This is a genomic window from Thioclava sp. DLFJ5-1, from assembly GCF_002020115.1.
GTDB classification, from domain to species: domain Bacteria; phylum Pseudomonadota; class Alphaproteobacteria; order Rhodobacterales; family Rhodobacteraceae; genus Thioclava; species Thioclava sediminum.
Map to the genome: position 1 here is coordinate 90,060 of NZ_MPZU01000002.1, position 20,267 is coordinate 110,326.

The window sequence follows — 20,267 nt, forward strand, 5'->3', positions numbered from 1 at the left end:
AGGGTCACACATGGCCATCGAACGCACGCTGAGCATCATCAAACCCGACGCGACCAAGCGCAACCTCACCGGCAAGATCAACGCCAAGTTCGAGGAAGCGGGTCTGCGCATCGTCGCGCAAAAGCGCATCCAGCTGACCATGGATCAGGCCGGCAAGTTCTACGAAGTCCACAAAGAGCGCCCCTTCTACGGCGAACTGTGCGAGTTCATGGCGTCCGAGCCGGTCGTCGTTCAGGTGCTCGAGGGTGAAGGCGCGATCGCCAAGAACCGCGAAGTGATGGGCGCGACCAACCCGGCGGAAGCCGACGAGGGCACCATCCGCAAGGAATACGCGCTCTCCGTGGGTGAGAACTCGGTGCACGGCTCCGACGCTCCGGAAACCGCTGCGGAAGAAATCTCGTTCTTCTTCTCGGGTCTCGAGATCGTCGGCTGATCTAGCGTTTCGCGATCAGACCAATTTCCGAGAGGGCCGCGTCCAGCCGGGCGCGGCCCTTCTCTTTTGCGGATTGGGTGCTGCTGTCGCTCGCCGCGATCCGCGCCTTAAGTGCATCGAATTTCTTGCGGAATTCGGCCTTCTCGGCACCGCGGCAATCGTTCCACGGACGCCCCTGCAGCGCCATATGCAGCGCGTAATAGCCGATGAAATGGGCGGGGTTTCCGGCCTCGATCCACGCGGCATACGCGGCGTCCGCGCCGATCTCGCGCAGTTCCTCGGCCGAGGTGATCCCGGCGCGGATAAAGCCCTCGGCGGTGGCGGGGCCGATCCCCTTTATGGATGTGAGAGAGGTGCTCATCGTTCCGGACGGTCCTTCGGGGCGCGCGGTATCAGTATCGCGCGGGCTGGCGTCGGGACATTTTGAGAGCGGACTTCGCGCCACGCAAGAGCAGCGCGAAGGAGAGATCGAAGGGGAGGCGGCGCGAAAACCGGCGGTGAATGAAGATGCCGGTTGCGGGGCCTGCCTGCGCCGCTATCATAGCGACGCGAGAAAGGGCGTCAGATGGACGCCCAGTCGTCGAATACGGTGCCGTTCTGTTGGGTCGTATTGCCCGTTTGGCCTTGTTGCTGGCCAGGACGGTTCGTGCCGCCTTGCTGTTGCTGGCCTGATTGAGTGCCCGATTGCTGTTGCATGACCTAAGCCTTGTGATGAGTCGCGTTTAGCGGGGTCTTCCCGTTGGTGCGACAAGTAGACACAGGCTCTCGCCGGGAAAAGGGGTGGTCAAGCGAAACTGAATTTTGATCTCTTTGCCGTGAGCGTGTGTCATGAAACTGTGACGTTGGCGCCACGAAAGCGCTTCTGCGCACGGCAATGCGTCAGAAATATGGACCTACCGGAGCGTCATGTCGCGGCGGTTATTCCGCGGCGCGTGCGGTTGCGCAGATCGACATCGGCTGCAGGCCGGGCAGGCTGAGCATCGCCTCCAGCGCGGTGTTGTTGTCGACCAGATCGGCGAGCGTCTTGCGGTCCAGCGTCCCGTAGAAGGCCTCGAGCGCATCACTCAGCGCATCGCGGAACAGACAGGCATCGCGCAGCGGGCAGGTGTTGGTCTCGGTATCGAAACATTCGGCGAAGGGCAGGGCGGCCTCGAAGGCGCGCAGCACCTTGCCCACGCCGATCTCTTCGGGCGGGCGGGCAAGCTGCATCCCACCGGCGCGACCGCGCAGGGTGGTGATGAAATTCTCGCGCGCGAGCGTGTTGATGACCTGCGCGAGATGGTTCTCGGACGCGTTACAGGCTTCTGCGATCTCATGCTTGCGCACGGTGCGATGCGGATTGACCGCGCAGAACATCAGCACGCGCATCGCGAGATTGGTTCGTGTGGTCAGACGCATCGCAACTCCTCCAGCTCACGAAGCGGTGATATAGGTAAGTTTACCTCGTAGGTTTGACCTATGTCACGTTCCTTGAAAATTTTCGTCACAGAGCGGGTCTGGCGCAAGCGGGGATCCGCCAGAGGCAATATGCGCGGGACGTAGATGCGCGCTGCGCCCGGCGCGGCGAATGCGTCCATTTGTCAGACTCCTCACACACGGATGCGTGAGTAAATGAGAGGTGTGATCCCGCCGCGTGGGTTGGTCCGGCGCGGCGCGGGTGATCTGATCCGTCGCGTTGTGGGCCGTTCGGCCCCGCGCGGCGATGGCCACCGGGAGGGCAAGATGAGCATTCAAGCTGAGGCACCCGCCGCGCATAGCCGGCTCGAGCATTTTCCGATCACCTTCTATGCGACGACGATGGGGCTCGGGGGCTTTACGCTGGCGCTGCGTGCGGCAGCCAAGCCGCTCGGGCTCGGGCCGTTGCCCTATCAGGTGATGTTCGCGGTGACCGCGACCGTGTTCGTGCTGATCTCTGCCTTCTATCTCGCCAAGGCCATGCGGCACCCGCAAGCTGTGAGCGCGGAATGGCATCACCCGATCCGGCTCGCCTTCTTCCCGACCGTCGCGATCTCGCTGTTGCTGCTGGCGACCGGGGCGCTGACGGTCTCGACCTCGCTTGCGCTCCTGCTGTGGCTGGCGGGTACGACTCTGCAGGGGATCATGACGCTCGCGGTCGTGACCAACTGGATCGGGACGCGCAGTTTCAAGCACGGGCAGCTGAACCCGGCATGGTTCATCCCGGCGGTGGGCAATGTGATCGTGCCGGTGGCGGGCGCGCAGCTCGGCTTTATCGAGATCAGCTGGCTGTTCTTCTCGGCGGGAATGCTCTTCTGGCTCGTGCTGCTGACGCTGGTGTTCAACCGTCTGATCTTCCACGACCCCCTGCCGAGCAAGCTGCAGCCGACGCTGGTGATCCTGATCGCGCCGCCCGCGGTGGCCTTCATCGCGTGGCTGCGTCTGACCGGCGAGCAGATCGTGCCCGGGGCAACGGTCGGACACGGCGTCGATCCCTTCGCGCATATCCTTCTGTCGCTGGCCTATGTCTTTGCGGCGCTCGTCGCGGTGCAGTTGCCGCGCATCCTGCGGCTGCCCTTCGCGATGAGCTTCTGGGCGCTGAGCTTCCCCATCGCGGCGCTGACCATCGCGACATTCCTGCATGCCGAATACGCCCATTCCGAGCCGCATCTGCGCATGGCGGTGGCGTTCCTCGCGATCCTCGCCGTGGTGATCGTGGGGCTGGTCTGGCGCACGGGGCTTGCGATCCTGCGCGGAGAGATCTGCCAGCCGGAGTGAGGGCGCGCCTCCCCGAGGGGATGATCGTTTGTCTTTGCATGAGGGCGGCGCTACTCGGGGCTCGTCGCCCCGGGCGGAGCTATGCCCAAGCGCTGGAAGTCGGACGCGCCCCTCATCCCCTCGCACGGCAGCTTGACCTCTCGCGAGGGCTGGCGCAGATTTCGCGGGCGAAAAGGAGGGGCGATCATGGCTCTGGAAGATGCGAAAACCCAAGTGGATCAGGCTTTTACGCGGGCAGAGGCACGTGGCCTGAGCTTCGAGAATACCTTCGGCGGGGCCACCAGCTTCCTGCGGCGGCGCTATACGAAGGACCTCGCGGGCGCGCAGATCGCCGTGACCGGCATCCCCTTCGATCAGGCGGTGACGAACCGCCCCGGCACGCGCTTCGGGCCGCGTGCGATCCGCGAAGCCTCGACGCTGCAGGCGTTCGACGCCCCCTATGGCTGGGGCTATGACCCGTTCTCTGAACTCGCCATCGTCGATTACGGCGACATGCCCTTCGACTATGCCAATGTGCCGGAAGTGCCGGGCAGGATCGAGGCGCATCTGAGCGCGATCTTCGGGGCGGGCGTCGTGCCGATCACGCTGGGCGGCGATCACTTCATCACCCTGCCTATCCTGCGCGCGGCCGCTGCCCGGCATGGCGAGATCGCATTAATCCAGTTCGACGCGCATTCCGACACATGGGCCGATGACGACATGGACCGGATCGACCACGGCACGTTCCTCTACAAGGCGATCAAGTCGGGCGTCGTGAGAGCCGAGAATACCGTCTCGGTCGGTATCCGCACCGACAATCCCGATACGCTGGGCGTGACGATCGTGGATGCGCCTTCGGTGCATCGCGAGGGCGTCGAGGCCACGCTGGAACGCATCCGCGCGGTCGTGGGCGACAAGCCCTGTTACATCACCTTCGACATCGACGGGCTCGACCCGGCCTTCGCGCCCGGCACCGGCACGCCGGTCTGGGGCGGTCTGGCCAGCTGGCAGGCGGCAGAGCTGTTGCGCGGGCTGAAAGGGATCAACCTGATCGGTGGCGATGTGGTCGAGGTCTCTCCGCCCTACGATCCGACCGGCGTGACGGCCATCGCGGGCGCCCATGTCGCGACCGAGCTGATCGCGCTGGCCGGTTGGGGGCTGCGGGAGGGCGCGGCATGAATCGGGCCGTGACGATCCTCGCGCTCGGGTTGGCTGCGGTTGCCGTAGCCGATGGCTGGGTGCGCTTCGCCCCGATCGACCCTGCGCGCTACAAGGTCGAGGGCTTGGCGAAAGCGCCCGGCGATCACCCCGAGACGGGCGGGTTTCAGGCGGCCCGCGAGGTCTCCGATCCGCTGGTGCAGATGGCCGCACTCGACAAGATCATCCGGGCCACCGCGCGCACGAAACAGGTGGCGGGCAGCGTCGATGAGGGGCATGTGGCCTATGTCACCCGCTCCGCCTTCTTCGGCTTTCCCGACGTCACCACGCTTTGGGTCGAGGGCAACACGCTGCAAATCCGCGGCCATCTCGTCTACGGCAGATCCGATCTCGGCGTGAACAAGGCCCGGATCATGGGCTGGCTCGACGAGGCGGGGCTGTAGGGGGGCTGATCCGAGGCGCGCTTGCCGGGCCACAGCGATCAACTCTGACGGCGCGCTCCCTTGCGAAGAGAGGGGGCGGAGCCTAAGTGAGGCTCCATGCAGCCGGAGCCAGCATGACCACCATGTACCGTTATTTCTCCTGGGCCATCGCCGTCACCGTTGCGGGGCTGGTCGGGTCGTTCGCGCTGGGATTTGCCCAGACCGGCGGGCTGGGCGGCGCGGTCTCTTTCCTGATGATCACGGCGGTGCTTGCCGTACTGGAAATCTCGCTGAGCTTCGACAACGCCATCGTCAACGCCAACAAGCTGCACCAGATGACGCCGAAATGGCAGCGTCGCTTCCTGACTTGGGGCATCCTGATCGCGGTCTTCGGGATGCGTATCCTGTTCCCGCTGCTGATCGTCGTGATCGCCGCCGGGATCGGACCATGGGAGGCGGTGCAACTGGCCGCGAAACACCCGGCGGAATATGCCGAGATCATCGAGGACGCGCATCTGTCGATTGCGGGCTTCGGCGGGGCCTTCCTGATGATGGTCGCGCTTACCTATTTCATCGACGAGGGCAAAGAGGTTGACTGGATCCGAGCGTTGGAGCGCCGGTTGCGCGCGCTCGCCTCGATCCGCGGGCTCGAGATCGGCCTCGTGCTGCTCGTCATTCTGGCCTTCACCTGGATCCTGCCCGAAGGGCGTGAGGACGAGTTCATGTTCGCATCGATCTGCGGGCTTGCGACCTTCCTGGGTGTCGAAGTGCTCAGCCACGTGCTCGACCGGACGAATCTCGCTGCCGAGACGGCCAAGGCGGGTCTGGGCGCGTTCCTCTATCTCGAAGTACTCGACGCGTCCTTCAGCTTCGACGGGGTGATCGGGGCCTTCGCGCTGACCCAGAACCTGTTCCTGATCGCCATCGGTCTCGGTATCGGCGCAATGTATGTGCGCTCGATGACCCTGATGCTGGTGGAGCGCAACACGCTGAGCGAATTCCGCTATCTCGAGAATGGCGCCTTCTGGTCGATCCTGATCCTCTCGGTCGTCATGTTCGCGCAGACGCTGGTGGAGGTGCCCGAGGTGATTACCGGGCTGATCGGGGCGGGGCTGATCGGGCTGGCGCTGCTATCCTCGATCCGGTTCAACCGGCGCAGCAGAGCCGCCGTCGAAAGTTGAAATTTTCTTGACAGACTGCGGCGCGCGCGGCACAGCAGGGGCACTTCGGTTCCGCCTTGGGCGGATGAAAAGGGAACCCGGTGCGATGCGTGCATTCATTCCGGGGCTGCCCCCGCAACTGTGAGCGGCGAGTGACGGCTGACTGAGCCACTGGGGCGACCCGGGAAGGCCAGCCGAAACCAAGACCCGCGAGCCAGGAGACCTGCCGAGGCGCTCATCCTTTCTGCCTGTGCGGGGCGCGCAGCGGAGGCGGTCTTCCGTCAGTGGTGACATTCTCACCGTCGGCGGAAATTCCAAATTTCCAAAGACTTACGATACGAAGTTCACGCGACCACAGAGTCGCGATACGAGGGAATTGGATATGATCCGCACCCGTTTGACCGTGGGCCTGATGCTCACCACCGCGCTGGCAGCCCCCGCGCTCGCGCAAGACAGCCAACCTTACCAACTCGATGAGATCGTGATCTATCACGGCGCGCTCGAGCCGCAATCGTCGGACAAGACTGCGCAGGCAGTCACCGTGCTGTCGCGCACCGAGCTGGAGCGTTCGGGCCAGACGCGCCTTGCCAATCTGATCGCGCAATCGCCGGGCGTCGGCATCCTGTCGCGCGGGCCGATGGGCGCGCAGACCGGCTTCACCATTCGCGGCGTGTCGCAGAACTACGTGAAGGTTATGGTGGACGGGATCGACGTCTCCGATCCCTCCGCGCCGCAGGTGCTGCCCGATCTGGGTCGGTTCAACACGTTCAATTATGACCGGGTCGAGATCATGCGCGGCTCGCAATCGGCGGTCTATGGCGGGCAGGCGGTTGCCGGTGTGATCAACCTCGACACGCCGCGCCCGACCGAGGATGGCGTGAGCCAGAGCGTCAAGTTTGAGCTCGGCTCCTACCACACCGCGAATGCCGCATATAACTTCGGCTGGAAGAAGGGGGACGACGAGCTCGCGATCCAGCTGTCGAAAGTCTACACCGCAGGCTTCTCGGCGGCCGACAAGAAGAACGGCAATACCGAGAAAGACGGCTATCGCGCCGATCGCGTCAGCCTGCGCGCGCAGAAGCGCATCTCCGACAATCTGCTGATCGGCTTCAACGGCTTTGCGCAGAACGACCGGGGCGAGTTCGATAACGGCTTCAGCTCGCCGCCCACGGACAGCAACGAATACACCATCCACAAGGAGCGGGGCGGGCGTCTTTTCGCCAAATTCACGACCGGTCCGCTCGATCACGAACTTGGTCTGACCTATTACACGACCTCGCGCTGGTATCCGGTCTATGACTATGGCTACGAGGGCAAGCGCCGCAAACTCGACTGGAAAGCCTCGACCGATCTCGGGCCGGGCCGCGTGACCTTCGGCGCGGATCGCACGCTGGAAACCTATACCGGCACCTATGTCACGGGCGATGTTCTGACCGCCGATACGGGCGTCTTCGGTGAATATGCCTTCTCGCCGATGGACGGGGTGAACGTGACCGCCTCGGCGCGCCATGACGATCACTCGGATTTCGGCGGCAACACCACGGGCCGTCTGGGCGTTACCTGGCAGGCCGATGCCGCGACCCTCTTCCGCGCATCGGTGGGCAACGGGTTCCGCGCGCCGTCTGGCTACGAGCTCTATGACGGCTATGCGGGCAATCCCGATCTCAAGCCCGAGAAATCGCTGAGCTACGATCTGGGCGTCGAGCGCGATTTCGGTGCGCATAAGCTGACCGCGACGCTGTTCCATATCGAGGTGGACGACCTGATCGACTACAGCAACACGACCTACAGCTACTACCAGACCTCGGGCACCGCCAAGCGGCAGGGTCTGGAGCTGGGTCTGAAAGGGCCGATCTCCAGCACGGTCAATTACAGCCTCGGCTATACCTATCTGGATTCGAAGAACCCCGACGGGCTCTCTGCCGGCTCGACGTGGAACTCGGCCTTCGGGCGCCACACGCTGACCGCCGGGATCGACGCGCAGGTGACTGACAAGCTCACGCTCGCCGCCGATATGCGCGTGGTCACCGATCGTCAGAGCCAGCCCGATTACGGCCTGCTGAACGCGCAGATGACCTACGATCTGGGCAATGACAAAGAGGCCTATCTGCGGATCGAGAACCTGACCGACACCGATTACCAGCTCTGGCCGGGCTACGGCACCTCGGGTCGCGCCGCCTATGTGGGGCTGCGTGCGCGGTTCTGATCTGAAAGGGGCGGTTTTCGCCGCCCTTTTCGCCGCCTTGGCGGCGACCTCCTCCGCATGGGCGCAGGAACCTGTGGACGAAGCGCCGCAGCGTGTCGTGTCCATGAACCTCTGCACGGATCAGCTGGCGCTGGCGCTGGCCGATCCGTCACAGGTCGTCTCGGTCAGCCATTTCGCGACCGATCCGTCGATGTCGGTGCATTGGAAGCAGGCTGAAGAGCTGCCCGTAAACTACGGGCGTGCCGAAGAAATTTCTATTCTCCATCCCGATCTCGTTCTGGCCGATACATGGTCGAACCCGGACACGATCCGCATGTTGCGCACGCTCGGGATCCGGGTCGAGCAACTGCCGCCCGGCACCTCGCTGCCCGAAATTCGGGGCCGGATCGAGACGATGGGCAAGCTGCTCGGCCATCCCGATCGCGCGGCGAAGATGCTGGCGGATTTCGATGCGCGGCTGGCGGCGATCAAGACGCCGGCGCCGGGGCTGAAAGCTGCGATCATCGGGCCCTCAGGCTATGGCTACGGGCCGCGGACCCTTGAAGGGCAAATCCTTGAAATGGCAGGGTTTCAGAATGTCGTCAGCGGGCCGGGGCTCGACTGGGGCGGGCGGTTGCCGCTGGAAGATCTGGTGATGGATCGCCCCGATCTGGTGGTCGTCGGCGGCTCGCAAGGCGGCACCGGCACGAGCCGCGCGCAAGAGGTGCTGGCTCACCCGGTGCTGCGCGATCTGCCGGTCGTGCGGGGGCTGCGCGATGCAAGCTGGACCTGTGGCGCGCCCGCGATGCTGAATGCGGTGGAGACGCTGACAAAGCTCGGGCGTGAAATCGAGAAAGAGAAGTTGACGCAATGAGTTATCGCACGATCCTCATGCTTCTCTCCGTCCTCTGTGCGGTGCTTTTCGCAGCCTCGCTGCTGATCGGGCCGTCGGGGATTTCTCCGCTTCACGGCCTCTCTGCGCTGATCTCGGGCGATGGCGCGGCGGGCCTTGTGATGCGCGAGTTGCGCTTGCCGCGCGCGATCCTCGGGATCGGTGTCGGCGCCGCACTGGGGCTGTCGGGCGCCGCGATGCAAGGCTTCCTGCGTAACCCGCTGGCCGAACCGGGGCTGATCGGCACCTCTGCGGGGGCGGCGCTCGGCGCTGTGATTGCGATCCAGACCGGGCTCTACGCGCTCTTCGCTCTGGCTCTGCCGCTGGCGGCGCTGGCGGGCGCGGGTGTGGCCGTCGCACTGATCCTGATCCTTGCGGGGCGCGAGGGTCGGGCGCTCGTGCTGATCCTTGCGGGGATCGCGGTCTCGGCGCTGGCGGCGGCGGCGACCGCGCTGGTGCTGAACCTCGCGCCGTCGCCCTATGCCGCGGCCGAGATCGTGTTCTGGATGATGGGCTCGCTCGCCGATCGCTCGATGACCCATGTGGCGCTGGCGCTGCCGTTCCTGATCGTCGGCGCGCTGATCCTGCTGCGCGCGGGCGCGGGGCTCGATGCGCTGAGCCTTGGGGAAGATGCTGCAGCTTCGATGGGCATCTCTTTGAAAAAGCTCAGGCTTCAGATCGTCTACGGCACGGCGCTGATGGTCGGTGCGGCCACGGCTGTCGCGGGGGCGATCGGCTTCGTCGGTCTCGTCGTGCCGCATCTGTTGCGCAAATCCGTGGGCGCGCGGCCCTCGCGGCTGCTGCCGGCTTCCGCGCTTGGCGGGGCGGCGATGCTGACGCTGGCCGATATCGCGACGCGGGTGATCGCGCCCGAGCGCGACCTGAAGCTGGGTGTGCTGACCGCGCTGGTCGGGGCGCCGTTCTTCCTGTCGATGATACGCAAAATGGGGCGCGAGGGCTGATGCTGGAGTTGGAAAACCTCACCGTTCTACGCGGCGAATGTCCGGTGGTCGATCGCGTCTCGGCGCAGGTCGGGCCGGGCGAGGTGATCGGGCTGATCGGGCCCAATGGTGCGGGCAAGACCTCGCTGCTGCGCGGGGCCATGGGGCTGCTGGCGCATCGCGGGAACAGTTCGCTTTCCGCGCTCGACCCGATGGCGCGGGCGCGGGCGGCGGCGTGGCTGCCGCAGGCGCGCGAGATTGCCTGGGGGCTGTCGGTCGCCGATCTCGTCGCGCTGGGGCGGCTGCCGCATGGCCGCGATCAGGCGACGCGCGGGGCGGCTGCAGTGGAGGAAGCGCTGCGCCGGATGGGGCTCGACAACTACCGCGACCGTGCCGCCACGCAGCTCTCGGGCGGCGAGCAGGCGCGGGTGCTGATCGCGCGGGCGCTCGCGCAGGAAAGCCCGCTGATCCTCGCCGACGAGCCTATCGCAGGCCTCGATCCGGCGGCGCAGATCGCGACGATGCAGGTCTTCACCTCCCATGCGCAGGCGGGCGGCGCAGTGGTCACTTCGCTGCATGATCTCGGGCTGGCGGCGCGCCATTGCACCCGACTTTGGGTGATGGATCGCGGGCGGCTGGTCGCGGACGGTGCGCCCGGCGAGGTGCTGACCGCGACGCTTCTGGCCGAGGTCTTCCACATCCGCGCGCACTTCAAGAACACGCCGGAAGGCCCCGTTTTTCAACCGCTTTCCACATTGGGGGTCTGATGGCATTTCCGGCCGAGCGCATCGTCTGCCTGACCGAGGAGACGGTCGAGACACTTTACCTTCTGGGTGAGGACGCGCGCATCGTCGGCGTCTCTGGCTACGCGGTGCGACCCAAACGGGTGCGTCAGGAAAAGCCGCGCGTCTCGGCCTTCATCTCCGCCGATCTGCCGAAGATCCTCTCGCTGGAGCCGGACCTCGTCCTGACCTTCTCGGACCTTCAGGCCGATATCGTCGCGGGGCTGGTGCGCGAGGGCGTCGCCGTGCACGCGTTCAACCAACGCTCGGTCGCGGGCATCCTCGACATGATCTGCACGGTGGGCGCGCTGGTGGGCTGCACCGAGCGTGCGGAGTTGCTTGCTGCGGGTTACGAGGCGCGTCTGGCGGAGATCGCCGCCAAGCCGCGCCCCAACCGTCCGCGCGTCTGGTTCGAGGAATGGGATGAGCCGCTGATCTCCGCCGTGGGCTGGGTGTCGGAGCTGATCGAGATCGCGGGCGGGCGCGACGTCTTCGCCGATCTGGCGAGAGAGGGCAAAGCCAAGGATCGCATCGTCACTCCCGAACAAGTGATCGCCGCCGCGCCCGAGGTCATCGTGGGGTCGTGGTGCGGCAAGAAATTCCGCCCCGAGAAAGTTTCCGCAAGGCGAGGCTGGCAGGACGTTCCGGCTGTTGCGCGAAACCGGCTGCACGAGGTCAAATCCACCCTGATCCTGCAGCCCGGGCCTGCAGCGCTAACCGACGGGCTCGACGCGCTGGAGGCCGCGATCTGGTCCGATCCGGGGTTGCGGGCGTAATAGTTCTTAGACATAGAGCCCTCGCGCGCTAGAGTGTCCGCGCAGGAACAGAGGCTACTTACCCCGCGGGAGGGGGCATGTTCACGCGTTTTGTACGGTTTTCACCACTCGTCTTGTCAGCTCTGCTGACGCTCGCAGCAGTTTCCGGTTTGATCCTTACCGATTGGTTTCTGGTCATCGCGATCCTCTTCGGTTTCCTGACGCTGGTCGGGATCCACGATCTGATCCAGACCAAACACGCGATCACCCGGAACTATCCGATCCTCGGCCATCTGCGCTTCTTCTTCGAGGAAATCCGCCCCGAGATCCGCCAATACCTGATCGAGGGGGACGACGAAGACATTCCGTTCTCCCGCGCGACCCGCACGATCGTCTATCAGCGCGCCAAGGATATCGAGGATGCCAAACCCTTCGGCACCCGTATCCGCGTCTCGGAATCGGGCTATCAGTGGATCACCCATTCGGTGAAGCCGCGCCATATCGAGGATAGCGATTTCCGCGTCGAGATCGGCGGCGAGGCGTGCAAGCAGCCCTACAAGGCGTCGATCTACAATATCTCGGCCATGTCCTTCGGGGCGCTGTCGGCCAATGCGATCATGGCGCTCAACAAGGGCGCGAAGATGGGCGGCTTCGCGCATGACACGGGCGAGGGCGGGATTTCGCGCTATCACCGTGAGGGCGGCGATCTGATCTACGAGGTCGGCTCGGGCTATTTCGGCTGCCGCAACCACGATGGCAGCTTCAACCCCGAGAAATTCGCCAAGCGCGCGCAAGACCCTCAGGTCAAGATGATCGAGCTGAAGCTGAGCCAGGGCGCGAAGCCAGGCCATGGCGGCATGCTGCCTGCGGCCAAGATCACCCCCGAGATCGCCGAGGCGCGCGACATCCCGATGGATCGCGACTGCATCTCGCCCGCCTCGCACTCGGCCTTCTCGACCCCGCTGGAGATGATGGAATTCATCGGCCAGCTGCGCGAGCTGTCGGGCGGCAAGCCGGTTGGCTTCAAGCTCTGCGTCGGTCACCGCCGCGAATTCATGTGCATCGTCAAGGCGATGCTGGAGACCGGCATCACCCCCGATTTCATCGTGGTCGATGGCAAGGAGGGCGGCACCGGGGCCGCGCCTCTGGAATTCGCCAATCACATGGGCTTCCCGCTCGTGGAAGGTTTGAGCTTCGTGCACAACACGCTGCGCGGGGCGGGGCTGCGCGATCAGGTGAAAATCGGCGCCTCGGGCAAGGTCGTCACCGCCTTCCATATCGCCAAGGTTCTGGCGATCGGGGCGGATTGGGCGAACTCGGCACGCGGCTTCATGTTCTCGATCGGCTGCATTCAGGCGCAGTCGTGCCACACGAACAAATGCCCGACCGGGGTGACCACGCAGGACCCGATCCGTCAGCGCGCGCTCGTCGTGCCGGAAAAGTCGACCCGCGTGGCCAATTTCCACCGCAACACGATGAAGGCGCTGGCCGAGATGACGGGGGCTGCGGGCCTCACCCATCCGGGGCAGTTCCTGCCGCATCACCTGCTGGTGCGCGACCGCGAGCGCGATTTCAAAGTGGGAGACGAGATCTATCACTACATGCCCGAAGGGTTCCTCCTGCGCGAGGATGACGACCGCTTCGGCTATCTCAAGCGCTGGAAACGTGCCCGCGCCGAGGCGTTCGAGCCCTTCGACAGCGGCGTGTGAGATCGGATTTCACGGTATCTTTGGAGAGGCGGCGACGGAGGTTGCCGCCTTTCTTTTTGGCGACGTCTCTTGCTTGCGATGAGGGGAGCGTCCGACCTCGGGTGGGCGCAGGCAAGGTCTCGGTGGTCTTCGCTTTATCGCGCCTCACACCTCCAACGCTGATGCGCGCGGTCAGGCTGCAAAAGCGCCCTCCCGGGGGGAGGTCGGGCGCTGCCCGGTGTTGGTCACACCGGGCATGGCTCACTCACTGCGCGAGCAGGGCTTTTGCCACGGTCTGTTCCGCCGGTCCTTCGAAGGGGCCATGCGTGAAGGCGGCGGCGGTGCGGCCGGTCTCGGGGCAGTGATAGACGGCGTTGGAGCTGAACGGCCCCGCGCCGGAATGGCCGAAGACGCGGGTGTCGCCCCAGTTGCCGCACATCAGTCCCAGCCCGTATCCATGCCGCGTCCACGGGCGGTCGGGCAACGCGCCGCCCAATTCGCGGCAGGCGGTCATGCGGGCGAATGCGCGTGGCGCGAGCAGCCCGCCCAGCCCGTGCAATAGCCGCGCAGCATCGCCCGCCGTGCCGATTAGCGTGCGGTGATAGACCCAGCCGGGGTGGTAGTCGCGCGCCTCGGGCCAGTGAAGCGGGGCGAAATCAGCGGGCGTTTCCGCGAGCCGGACGCTCGCCAGCCCCAGCGGCTCTGTGATCCGCTCCTGCACCAGTTCCGCGAGACTCTGGCCTGCCACGCCCTCGATCACCTCACGGGCGAGCATGTAGCCGAGGTTGGAATAGCGCCACCCTTCGCCGGGCGGAAATGGCGCGGGCAGCGCGAGCGTCCGCGCCACGAGCAGATCACGCGACCACGGCGTGCGCCCCGCTGCGACATCCGCGTGATAGGCGGGCAGGGTGCCGTAATCGGGCAGACCCGCGCTGTGCTCCAGAAGCTGCGCTAGCGTACCCCCCGCAACCAGCTCCGGCAGATCGAGCGGCGCGTCCAGATCGAGCCGCTTCTCAGACTCGAGCATCAGCGCCAGCGCCGCGATCACGGGCTTGGTGAAGCTCCAATACGGAAAGAGCCGCGCCCCTGACTGGTCCGTTTGGCAGCGACCATCGCGGTCAATCGTCGCGGTGAAGGCGGTGGCGGGTTGGGTCAAAGCTTTGTCTTTATATGATTTTTCCGGTGGAGCGGGCAGGGCGTTTTCCAATGGTATGTCATTTGCCGCATCGCGGCGCTGAAAAAAGTTGAAACGGCTTTGGCGTTTTGTATCATCACTTATGAATATGATCATGGGAGGAAGGGAGGCTTTCATGAGAGACGCACCCAAAGCATTTTGGTCACCGCTCGCCGCCGGCACCGCGCTCGGCCTGGCTCTGCTGTTGACCTTCGTCGTGACCGGGCACGGGCTCGGCGCATCCGGCTTCGTGACCCGCTTCGCGGCACAGGCCAATGACTGGGTCGCCCCGCAGGCGACCGCTGACAATTCCTATTTCGGCCCCTTCATGGCGGCGGGTAGCCCGCTGCTGAGCTGGATCACCTGGGAAGTGGTCGGCGTCCTGATCGGGGCGTGGCTCGGCGCGAAAGGCGCGGGCCGGATTTCGGTCAAGGTGGAGCGCGGCCCGCGCACCACGAGCGGCAATCGCCTCGTCTACGCGCTGCTGGGCGGCGCGCTCGTGGGCTTCGGCGCGCGTCTGGCGCGCGGCTGCACCTCGGGTCTGGGCCTGTCGGGTAGTGCTACGCTCGCGGTGGCGGGCTTCGTCTTCCTGATCGGCTTCTTCGCGGCGGGCTTCGCCGTCTCCATGATGATGCGGAGGATATGGCAATGAGCATCCCTCTTTACGATAGCGGCATAGCCTCGGGCCTCCTGTCGGGCATCCTGTTCGGTTATGCACTTGAGGCAGCGGGCTTCGGCTCTCCGCGCAAGCTGACGGGGCAGTTCACCCTGCGCGACTTCTCGGTCTTCAAGGTGATGTTCACCGCCGTGATCGTCTGCGCCGTGGGGCTTTACGTGCTGCGGACAATGGGCTGGATGGGCCCGGCTGCGGTCTTCATCCCGACGCTCTTCTTCTGGGCGATACTGCTGGGCGGCGTCTTCATCGGCGCGGGCTTTGCCGTGGGCGGCTATTGCCCGGGCACCTCCGTGGTCGGCGTGGCTTCGGGCCGGATCGACGCGGTGGTCTTCGCGATCGGCATGGTGCTCGGCACCTCGGTCTTCGCCTGGGTCTTCGACCCGATCAAGGATTTCTACCTCGCAGGTCAGGGGCCGACGGCACAGACCCTGCCGCAGCTCTTCGGGCTGCCGGAATGGGTGATCCTGCTGGCGCTGATCATCATCGCCGCCGTGGGCTTCCGCCTCGGCACGATCCTCGAGCGGTCGCGCGGCGGTCCGTTCACCGCCGAAGAGGTCTGCGCCCCGGATGACGAGGCCGACGAGTTCGCCCTGACGTCCGCATCGGCAGATGCGCGCGGGTAACGGTTTGTAATACGGACGAAATTCTAGGGAGGAAAAAGTCCATGAAACTGCATAAGAAACGCAAGAGCCTGCTGCGCGCCGCGATGGTGCCGGTGACTGCGGTCGCGATGAGCGCCGCCGTTCCCGCCACTTCCAGCGCGCAGGCGACCAACCCCTGCGCTCCGGCTGTGACGAACCCCTGTGCGCCGGCCAACCCCTGCGCACCGGCGGCCGCCAACCCTTGCGCACCGGCTGCGGCAAACCCCTGTGCGCCCTCGGCGGCCAAGGCCGCGGATGCGGGCAGCGACGCGGCGCCGATGGCTAGCGGGCCCTATGACACCACCGTCAAGGCAACCCAGGCGCCCTATGGCGACAAGATGCCCCCGATCGTCGACAACTACCTGCGCGCGACGCCCTATGTCGGCACCGGTGGCTTCATCGATCCGACGGGCATCCCGATGCTCAAGATGCTCGGCTTCAAGACCGTCGTGAGCCTGCTCAAGCCCGACGAAGGTGCGCCGAACGAGGGCGACTTGGTGCAGAAGGCCGGGATGAACTACATTCAGATCTCCGTGCCGACCAAGGCGCCGACCGAGGAACAGGTGGCCGAATTCGCGAAGATCGTCGAAGACCCGGCGAACTATCCGATCCTGCTGCATTGCGAGAGCTCGAACCGGGTCGGCGCGATGTGGGCGCTCTATCGCGCGTCGAAAGGCGTGCCGAACGAGATCGCCATCGAGGAAGGCCGTCAGGTCGGTCTGAAAACCTCGCGCGAACCGGCTGTGCGTGAGATGCTCGGCATGGAGCCGCTCTGAGCGCAGATGCCGCGATGACAAGAACGGGGTCAGCGCCTAGGCTGGCCCCGTTCGCATGAGGAGAGACCGATGACCCGACCCGAAACGCCCTCCGAGATGTCACCCGACAGCGCCAACCCGGCGACGCCCGCGCCCACGCTGCGCATCGCCAATCCGGGGATCGAGGGGCTGCCGCGTGCGCGCCTGGAAGAGATGCATGACGCGGCCGAGACCGTGCTCGAATGCGAGACGGTGCTGTCGAAGTCGGGGATGAGCGTCGTCTCGGAAGTGCTGCGCGGGCAGGGGGATTTTCTGGTCTGGTCGCGCTACCCGCAGGGCGATGTCTTCGACACCGAGACGCATTGCCACTATTTCTACCACGCCCATGACGCGCGTGAGATGGCCGAGGGCGAGAACGGGCATTTCCACCTGTTCATGCGCCCCGAAGGGATCATTCCGGGGTTGGAGCCGTGGGACCTGCCCGGTGCGAAAATCCCCGAGGATACGGCTGCGCGCTTCGTCCATATCGGCGCGATCAGTGTGGATGCGAAGGGCCGGGCGATCCGCATTTTCACCACCAATCGCTGGGTGACGGATGAATGCCTCTACCGCGCCGAGGACATGATCCGGCTGCTCGATCATTTCGCGATCGAACTGGCGCATCCGAACTGGGCGGTGAACCTGTGGCTGAGCGGAATGGTCACGCTCTACCGTCCGCAATTCGCGGCCCTCCTGCGCGCGCGGGATGCGCAGATCGAGGCGTGGCTGGCGGATCATCCGGGCAGCGAGGTGCTGGAGGATCGCGGCTTGCAGAATATCAGCCAGTGGCCCGTCGATCCCGTCGCCCAGATCGGCGCGATCGAGGACAAGCTCGACCTCTGAGCCGCGGGGCTACACCGGTACGCTCGAGGGCGCGCAGTCATTGACCGAGAGGATCTCGGGCGCGCGGGTCTTCGCGTTCCACTCCACCTCCCAGGCGCGGCAGGGGCCGGATTTGTTCTTCAGCTGCCGCCAGCGCAGCCGGGGTGAGTCCACCCCCTCGCGTAGCAGCTTGTCGTAGACGGGCATCGCGTGCCAGCGCGTCTCCGCCGCGTTCGAGCCGCCATCGGGCAGGATCAGGCACAGCCCCGTCGCGCGGCCCTCCTTGGCGGCCAGTTGCAGCCGCCGCCCGGCCGTCAGCCCGATCTCGCGCGGCAATTCCCCGATCACCAGCGGTACCGAGCCATCTCGCAACGCCTCTTCCATCACGGCAAGCGTGTCGGTCTGGTCCTTGCCGCGCGCCAGCAGCAACCGCGCCGGGTCGAAGAAGCTCACCAGCCCGCGCGGATTGAGCCCTTCGCGGCGATGGCGTTCGTTCACCCAGAGGATCGGCCCCGTGGTGCTGGCGCAGACCGCGCAGGCGAAGCTCGTGGCGCCGATGCCGCAAACCTCATGGGTGCGGCCTTCGCGCAGGGGGAACGGGTGGGGCGTGGTCATCGGTGCGGCAGCGGGTCGGGGTGAAACAAAGCATGAACATTGTAGGCAAGAGAAACCCGGCCTGCAAGGGATCGCAGGCCGGGTAAACAGAATGCCGAAAGCGGCGGGGCGTTACCTCAGGAACTCGAGCAGCGCGATGTTGAACTCTTCTGAATGGGTCACGTTGCAGCCATGCGGCGCGCCCTTGATCGTGAAGAACTGGCTGTCGGGGATCGCGTGGTAGGTACGCGCACCAGAGCCTTCGAGCGGCACGATCGCGTCGCTGTCGCCGTGGATCACCAGAACGGGCACGCGCACCGCCTCCAGATCCTCGCGGAAATCGGTGGTGCCGAACGCCTCCATGCAGCCAAGTGCTGCGCTCTGGTCGGACTGGTTGCACAGGGTCACCGCCTGTTCGCATTCCTCGGCAGAGGCTTTGAGATCGCCGTCGACGCTGTAGAAATTCTCGACGAATTGCGGGAAGAACGCGTCGCGCCCGTCGCGCAGGCCCTGTTCCATCTCGCCTGCGGCCTCTTTGGTCAGCGGGCCGTCGGGATTGTTCTCGCTTTGCATCAGGCAAGGCGTCACGGCGGAGGCGAAGACAGCGGCGCGCAGCCGGTCTTCGCCATGGTTGCGGATGTAGCGCGCGACCTCGCCGCCGCCCATCGAGAAACCCACCAAGGTCACGTCACGCAAATCCATCGCGGTGAGGATCGAATCGAGATCGGCGGCGAGCGTGTCGTAATCGAAGCCCTCGGTCGGTTTTTCCGCCAGACCGAAGCCGCGACGGTCATAGGTTATGACGCGGTGACCGGCAGCGATCAGCGCCGGGACTTGTTTTTCCCACGCCTTGCCCGAGAGCGGCCAGCCGTGGATCAGGACCACGGGCCGACCCGAGCCGCCATGGTCGATTGCGTTGAGTTGGCCGGGGCCGAGCGGGGCTGCTGTCATGGGGGTCCTCCTGCGTCTTCAGCGTTTGAAGATCTCACCTGTTCACTGAAGTAACGCGGGCGGCGCGGGCAAAGGTCCGAAATCTCATATATTTTTTGCATGTTTTCACGCCTCGGCGGGAGGACGCCGAATTCCGTCGATCGCGGTGCCGTGCAACCCCCTCAGATGCTTTGATCATTGCAATTAGAGCCCGTTCGCCTTATGTATTCTCTCGCTACGTTTGATTCCCAGATGCACTGTCTCCTTACGGCTTCAGTTTGCTTTCAAGAACTGACTACGCCGAGCTGACGCATTTCGCAGGCAGCATAATTTAATAGGAGACTCACGATGGCCGAAGGCACCGTGAAATGGTTCAATAGCACCAAGGGTTATGGCTTCATCGCACCGAACGATGGCGGCAAAGACATCTTCCTTCACATCTCCGCCGTTGAGCGCGCTGGCATCCAGCGTCTCGATGACGGTCAGAAAGTGACCTACGATCTGGAAACCGGCCGTGACGGCCGCCAGTCGGCAGGTAACATCGCGCTCGCGTGAGCTGAGCCCGTGTGACGGTTTGAGACGGCCCGTGCAATCGCGCGGGCCGTTTTCATTTGGGCTTTCTAAAGGGCCCGATCACCAGACGTCCGGGTCGATGCCCTTCGCGCTGAGCTCCGAGAACTTGTCCTGCAAGAAACGCTGGAACGGTTGATCCGCGTAAGCGCCGCTCGCCACGTATTCGAGCCCCGACAGATGGTGGAAGGGCTTGAAATAGCCCGGCATTCTGAAGGCTTCCGCCTCGCGCACGGATTGTGCCCCTGCATTCGCGGCCGGGATCAGCACCTGCGTCGGCGTGAAATTCACCGCCCATTTCTGCGCCAGCGCGCGTTCCTCCAGCGCCTCGCCGTCGAAATCGGTGACTTCGCGCGCGCCCCAGAGATCGAGCTGCACGACCATGTAGCTCTTCTCGATCAGCCCGGTGATCTCGGGCTTGGCGAAATTCACCAGATGCATCTCGCGGCAATAGGGGCAGCCGCGCTGTTCGAAAAGCACCAGAAGCCCCTTGCCCTGATCGGCGGCCTCCTGAAGATCCTCCCCGAGATCGAGAAAACCCTCATGGAAGAAGGGCTGCTGATAGAGCCCACCATCGCCCATTACCGCCTCGGCCTGCACGGGCCGCGCGCCTCCCAACGCACCTCCCACCGTCATCGCCCCGACTGTCAGGGCCAACATCTCGCGTCTGTTCATCGCGTCGTCCTCCCTTGTGAGGGGCCGAGTATAGCACAGGCGGTGGGTTTGGCGGGAATTACGCGCTGAGGGCCGTGCCCGACCTCGGGTGGGGGCTTCGCTCCGCATGTGACCGGGCCCTTTATCTCGCAAGTCCGAATGTAGGTTGTGCCCGTGATGACGTCGCCAATGCGCCCTCCCGGGGGGAGGTCGGGCGCGGCCCGGGCTGGCCGCCCGGGCGAAATTCGGATCGCTCCTCCCAAACGAAAAAGGCCCCGCGCTCG

Annotated in this window: 22 protein-coding genes and 1 riboswitch; of the genes, 16 read left to right on the forward strand and 6 right to left on the reverse strand. The window is 65.0% G+C overall.

Annotated elements, in window-relative coordinates; translation table 11 throughout:
• Positions 1-10 precede the first annotated feature (10 nt).
• A complete protein-coding gene (gene ndk / locus BMI86_RS07755) occupies positions 11-433 on the forward strand; it encodes a nucleoside-diphosphate kinase (protein ID WP_078520946.1) in 423 nt (140 codons plus the stop codon).
• A 1-nt stretch (position 434) separates the two neighbouring features.
• On the opposite strand, the gene BMI86_RS07760 is transcribed toward ndk, so the two are convergent.
• Both BMI86_RS07760 and BMI86_RS07765 read right to left on the reverse strand, forming a co-directional pair.
• Positions 435-794, reverse strand: a complete 360-nt coding sequence (locus tag BMI86_RS07760) for a TfoX/Sxy family DNA transformation protein (protein ID WP_078540553.1) — start codon at positions 792-794, stop codon at positions 435-437.
• A 557-nt stretch (positions 795-1,351) separates the two neighbouring features.
• A complete protein-coding gene (locus BMI86_RS07765; RefSeq protein WP_078540554.1) occupies positions 1,352-1,831 on the reverse strand; it encodes an Rrf2 family transcriptional regulator in 480 nt (159 codons plus the stop codon).
• Positions 1,832-2,155: 324 nt separating this feature from the next.
• On the opposite strand from BMI86_RS07765, the gene BMI86_RS07775 reads away from it, so the two are divergent.
• The 10 genes from BMI86_RS07775 to BMI86_RS07820 all read left to right on the forward strand — a co-directional run bounded on the left by BMI86_RS07775 (position 2,156) and on the right by BMI86_RS07820 (position 13,149).
• Complete coding sequence (locus tag BMI86_RS07775; protein ID WP_078541361.1) at positions 2,156-3,166, forward strand: SLAC1 anion channel family protein; 1,011 nt, start codon at positions 2,156-2,158, stop codon at positions 3,164-3,166.
• 186 nt (positions 3,167-3,352) lie between these two features.
• Positions 3,353-4,324, forward strand: coding sequence for an agmatinase (gene speB, locus BMI86_RS07780; protein WP_078540556.1), 972 nt, complete (start codon positions 3,353-3,355; stop codon positions 4,322-4,324).
• Positions 4,321-4,746, forward strand: coding sequence for a DUF1499 domain-containing protein (locus BMI86_RS07785; RefSeq protein ID WP_078540557.1), 426 nt, complete (start codon positions 4,321-4,323; stop codon positions 4,744-4,746). Before speB ends, BMI86_RS07785 begins: the two co-directional genes overlap by 4 nt.
• 113 nt (positions 4,747-4,859) lie before the next feature.
• A complete protein-coding gene (locus BMI86_RS07790) occupies positions 4,860-5,906 on the forward strand; it encodes a DUF475 domain-containing protein (RefSeq protein WP_078540558.1) in 1,047 nt (348 codons plus the stop codon).
• 29 nt (positions 5,907-5,935) lie between these two features.
• A riboswitch (cobalamin riboswitch) is annotated at positions 5,936-6,131 on the forward strand.
• Positions 6,132-6,267: 136 nt separating this feature from the next.
• Positions 6,268-8,091 carry a TonB-dependent receptor gene (locus tag BMI86_RS07795; protein WP_078540559.1) on the forward strand — a complete coding sequence of 608 codons (1,824 nt, stop codon included), beginning with the start codon at positions 6,268-6,270 and terminating at the stop codon, positions 8,089-8,091.
• On the forward strand, positions 8,078-8,944 hold the full coding sequence (locus BMI86_RS07800) for an ABC transporter substrate-binding protein (protein ID WP_168173809.1): 867 nt from the start codon (positions 8,078-8,080) through the stop codon (positions 8,942-8,944). Before BMI86_RS07795 ends, BMI86_RS07800 begins: the two co-directional genes overlap by 14 nt.
• Positions 8,941-9,924: an iron ABC transporter permease gene (locus BMI86_RS07805; RefSeq protein ID WP_078540561.1), complete on the forward strand. Its 984-nt coding sequence runs from the start codon at positions 8,941-8,943 to the stop codon at positions 9,922-9,924. Before BMI86_RS07800 ends, BMI86_RS07805 begins: the two co-directional genes overlap by 4 nt.
• Entirely contained in the window at positions 9,924-10,670 is a 747-nt protein-coding gene (locus BMI86_RS07810) for an ABC transporter ATP-binding protein (protein ID WP_078540562.1), read from the forward strand. The genes BMI86_RS07805 and BMI86_RS07810 overlap by 1 nt, the downstream gene beginning before the upstream one ends.
• Positions 10,670-11,461 (forward strand): cobalamin-binding protein, encoded by a 792-nt coding sequence (locus BMI86_RS07815; RefSeq protein ID WP_078540563.1) that lies wholly within the window; start codon positions 10,670-10,672, stop codon positions 11,459-11,461. The genes BMI86_RS07810 and BMI86_RS07815 overlap by 1 nt, the downstream gene beginning before the upstream one ends.
• 77 nt (positions 11,462-11,538) lie before the next feature.
• Positions 11,539-13,149 carry an FMN-binding glutamate synthase family protein gene (locus BMI86_RS07820; RefSeq protein WP_078540564.1) on the forward strand — a complete coding sequence of 537 codons (1,611 nt, stop codon included), beginning with the start codon at positions 11,539-11,541 and terminating at the stop codon, positions 13,147-13,149.
• A 244-nt stretch (positions 13,150-13,393) separates the two neighbouring features.
• Here BMI86_RS07820 and BMI86_RS07825 read toward each other — a convergent pair whose 3' ends face one another.
• Complete coding sequence (locus BMI86_RS07825) at positions 13,394-14,284, reverse strand: serine hydrolase domain-containing protein (protein WP_246831664.1); 891 nt, start codon at positions 14,282-14,284, stop codon at positions 13,394-13,396.
• Between the two features lie 154 nt (positions 14,285-14,438).
• Here BMI86_RS07825 and BMI86_RS07830 point away from each other — a divergent pair, with 154 nt between their 5' ends.
• The 4 genes from BMI86_RS07830 (at position 14,439) to BMI86_RS07845 (ending at position 17,256) form a co-directional block, all read left to right on the forward strand.
• Positions 14,439-14,954, forward strand: a complete 516-nt coding sequence (locus BMI86_RS07830; RefSeq protein ID WP_078540566.1) for a YeeE/YedE thiosulfate transporter family protein — start codon at positions 14,439-14,441, stop codon at positions 14,952-14,954.
• Entirely contained in the window at positions 14,951-15,601 is a 651-nt protein-coding gene (locus BMI86_RS07835; RefSeq protein WP_078540567.1) for a DUF6691 family protein, read from the forward strand. Before BMI86_RS07830 ends, BMI86_RS07835 begins: the two co-directional genes overlap by 4 nt.
• A gap of 41 nt (positions 15,602-15,642) precedes the next feature.
• Positions 15,643-16,395, forward strand: coding sequence for a protein tyrosine phosphatase family protein (locus tag BMI86_RS07840; protein WP_078520931.1), 753 nt, complete (start codon positions 15,643-15,645; stop codon positions 16,393-16,395).
• 69 nt (positions 16,396-16,464) lie between these two features.
• Positions 16,465-17,256, forward strand: a complete 792-nt coding sequence (locus BMI86_RS07845; RefSeq protein WP_078540568.1) for a hypothetical protein — start codon at positions 16,465-16,467, stop codon at positions 17,254-17,256.
• A gap of 9 nt (positions 17,257-17,265) precedes the next feature.
• On the opposite strand, the gene BMI86_RS07850 is transcribed toward BMI86_RS07845, so the two are convergent.
• The gene (locus tag BMI86_RS07850) at positions 17,266-17,850 is read right to left on the reverse strand and encodes a hypothetical protein (RefSeq protein WP_078520929.1); all 585 of its coding nucleotides are present in this window, start codon (positions 17,848-17,850) and stop codon (positions 17,266-17,268) included.
• Between the two features lie 111 nt (positions 17,851-17,961).
• The gene (locus tag BMI86_RS07855) at positions 17,962-18,780 is read right to left on the reverse strand and encodes an alpha/beta hydrolase (RefSeq protein WP_078540569.1); all 819 of its coding nucleotides are present in this window, start codon (positions 18,778-18,780) and stop codon (positions 17,962-17,964) included.
• A 327-nt stretch (positions 18,781-19,107) separates the two neighbouring features.
• Between BMI86_RS07855 and BMI86_RS07860 the strand changes: the two genes are divergently transcribed.
• A complete protein-coding gene (locus tag BMI86_RS07860) occupies positions 19,108-19,314 on the forward strand; it encodes a cold-shock protein (protein ID WP_078520927.1) in 207 nt (68 codons plus the stop codon).
• A 78-nt stretch (positions 19,315-19,392) separates the two neighbouring features.
• Here BMI86_RS07860 and BMI86_RS07865 read toward each other — a convergent pair whose 3' ends face one another.
• Complete coding sequence (locus BMI86_RS07865) at positions 19,393-20,004, reverse strand: thioredoxin family protein (protein WP_168173810.1); 612 nt, start codon at positions 20,002-20,004, stop codon at positions 19,393-19,395.
• Between the last annotated feature and the right edge of the window lie 263 nt (positions 20,005-20,267).

Bases quoted from the DNA above. Each gene is read 5' to 3' on its own strand.
- ndk (WP_078520946.1), top strand. From the start codon at position 11: ATGGCCATCGAACGCACGCTGAGCATCATCAAACCCGACGCGACCAAG.
- BMI86_RS07760 (WP_078540553.1), bottom strand. From the start codon at position 794: ATGAGCACCTCTCTCACATCCATAAAGGGGATCGGCCCCGCCACCGCC.
- BMI86_RS07765 (WP_078540554.1), bottom strand. From the start codon at position 1,831: ATGCGTCTGACCACACGAACCAATCTCGCGATGCGCGTGCTGATGTTC.
- BMI86_RS07775 (WP_078541361.1), top strand. From the start codon at position 2,156: ATGAGCATTCAAGCTGAGGCACCCGCCGCGCATAGCCGGCTCGAGCAT.
- speB (WP_078540556.1), top strand. From the start codon at position 3,353: ATGGCTCTGGAAGATGCGAAAACCCAAGTGGATCAGGCTTTTACGCGG.
- BMI86_RS07785 (WP_078540557.1), top strand. From the start codon at position 4,321: ATGAATCGGGCCGTGACGATCCTCGCGCTCGGGTTGGCTGCGGTTGCC.
- BMI86_RS07790 (WP_078540558.1), top strand. From the start codon at position 4,860: ATGACCACCATGTACCGTTATTTCTCCTGGGCCATCGCCGTCACCGTT.
- BMI86_RS07795 (WP_078540559.1), top strand. From the start codon at position 6,268: ATGATCCGCACCCGTTTGACCGTGGGCCTGATGCTCACCACCGCGCTG.
- BMI86_RS07805 (WP_078540561.1), top strand. From the start codon at position 8,941: ATGAGTTATCGCACGATCCTCATGCTTCTCTCCGTCCTCTGTGCGGTG.
- BMI86_RS07810 (WP_078540562.1), top strand. From the start codon at position 9,924: ATGCTGGAGTTGGAAAACCTCACCGTTCTACGCGGCGAATGTCCGGTG.
- BMI86_RS07815 (WP_078540563.1), top strand. From the start codon at position 10,670: ATGGCATTTCCGGCCGAGCGCATCGTCTGCCTGACCGAGGAGACGGTC.
- BMI86_RS07820 (WP_078540564.1), top strand. From the start codon at position 11,539: ATGTTCACGCGTTTTGTACGGTTTTCACCACTCGTCTTGTCAGCTCTG.
- BMI86_RS07830 (WP_078540566.1), top strand. From the start codon at position 14,439: ATGAGAGACGCACCCAAAGCATTTTGGTCACCGCTCGCCGCCGGCACC.
- BMI86_RS07835 (WP_078540567.1), top strand. From the start codon at position 14,951: ATGAGCATCCCTCTTTACGATAGCGGCATAGCCTCGGGCCTCCTGTCG.
- BMI86_RS07840 (WP_078520931.1), top strand. From the start codon at position 15,643: ATGAAACTGCATAAGAAACGCAAGAGCCTGCTGCGCGCCGCGATGGTG.
- BMI86_RS07845 (WP_078540568.1), top strand. From the start codon at position 16,465: ATGACCCGACCCGAAACGCCCTCCGAGATGTCACCCGACAGCGCCAAC.
- BMI86_RS07850 (WP_078520929.1), bottom strand. From the start codon at position 17,850: ATGACCACGCCCCACCCGTTCCCCCTGCGCGAAGGCCGCACCCATGAG.
- BMI86_RS07855 (WP_078540569.1), bottom strand. From the start codon at position 18,780: ATGACAGCAGCCCCGCTCGGCCCCGGCCAACTCAACGCAATCGACCAT.
- BMI86_RS07860 (WP_078520927.1), top strand. From the start codon at position 19,108: ATGGCCGAAGGCACCGTGAAATGGTTCAATAGCACCAAGGGTTATGGC.
- BMI86_RS07865 (WP_168173810.1), bottom strand. From the start codon at position 20,004: ATGAACAGACGCGAGATGTTGGCCCTGACAGTCGGGGCGATGACGGTG.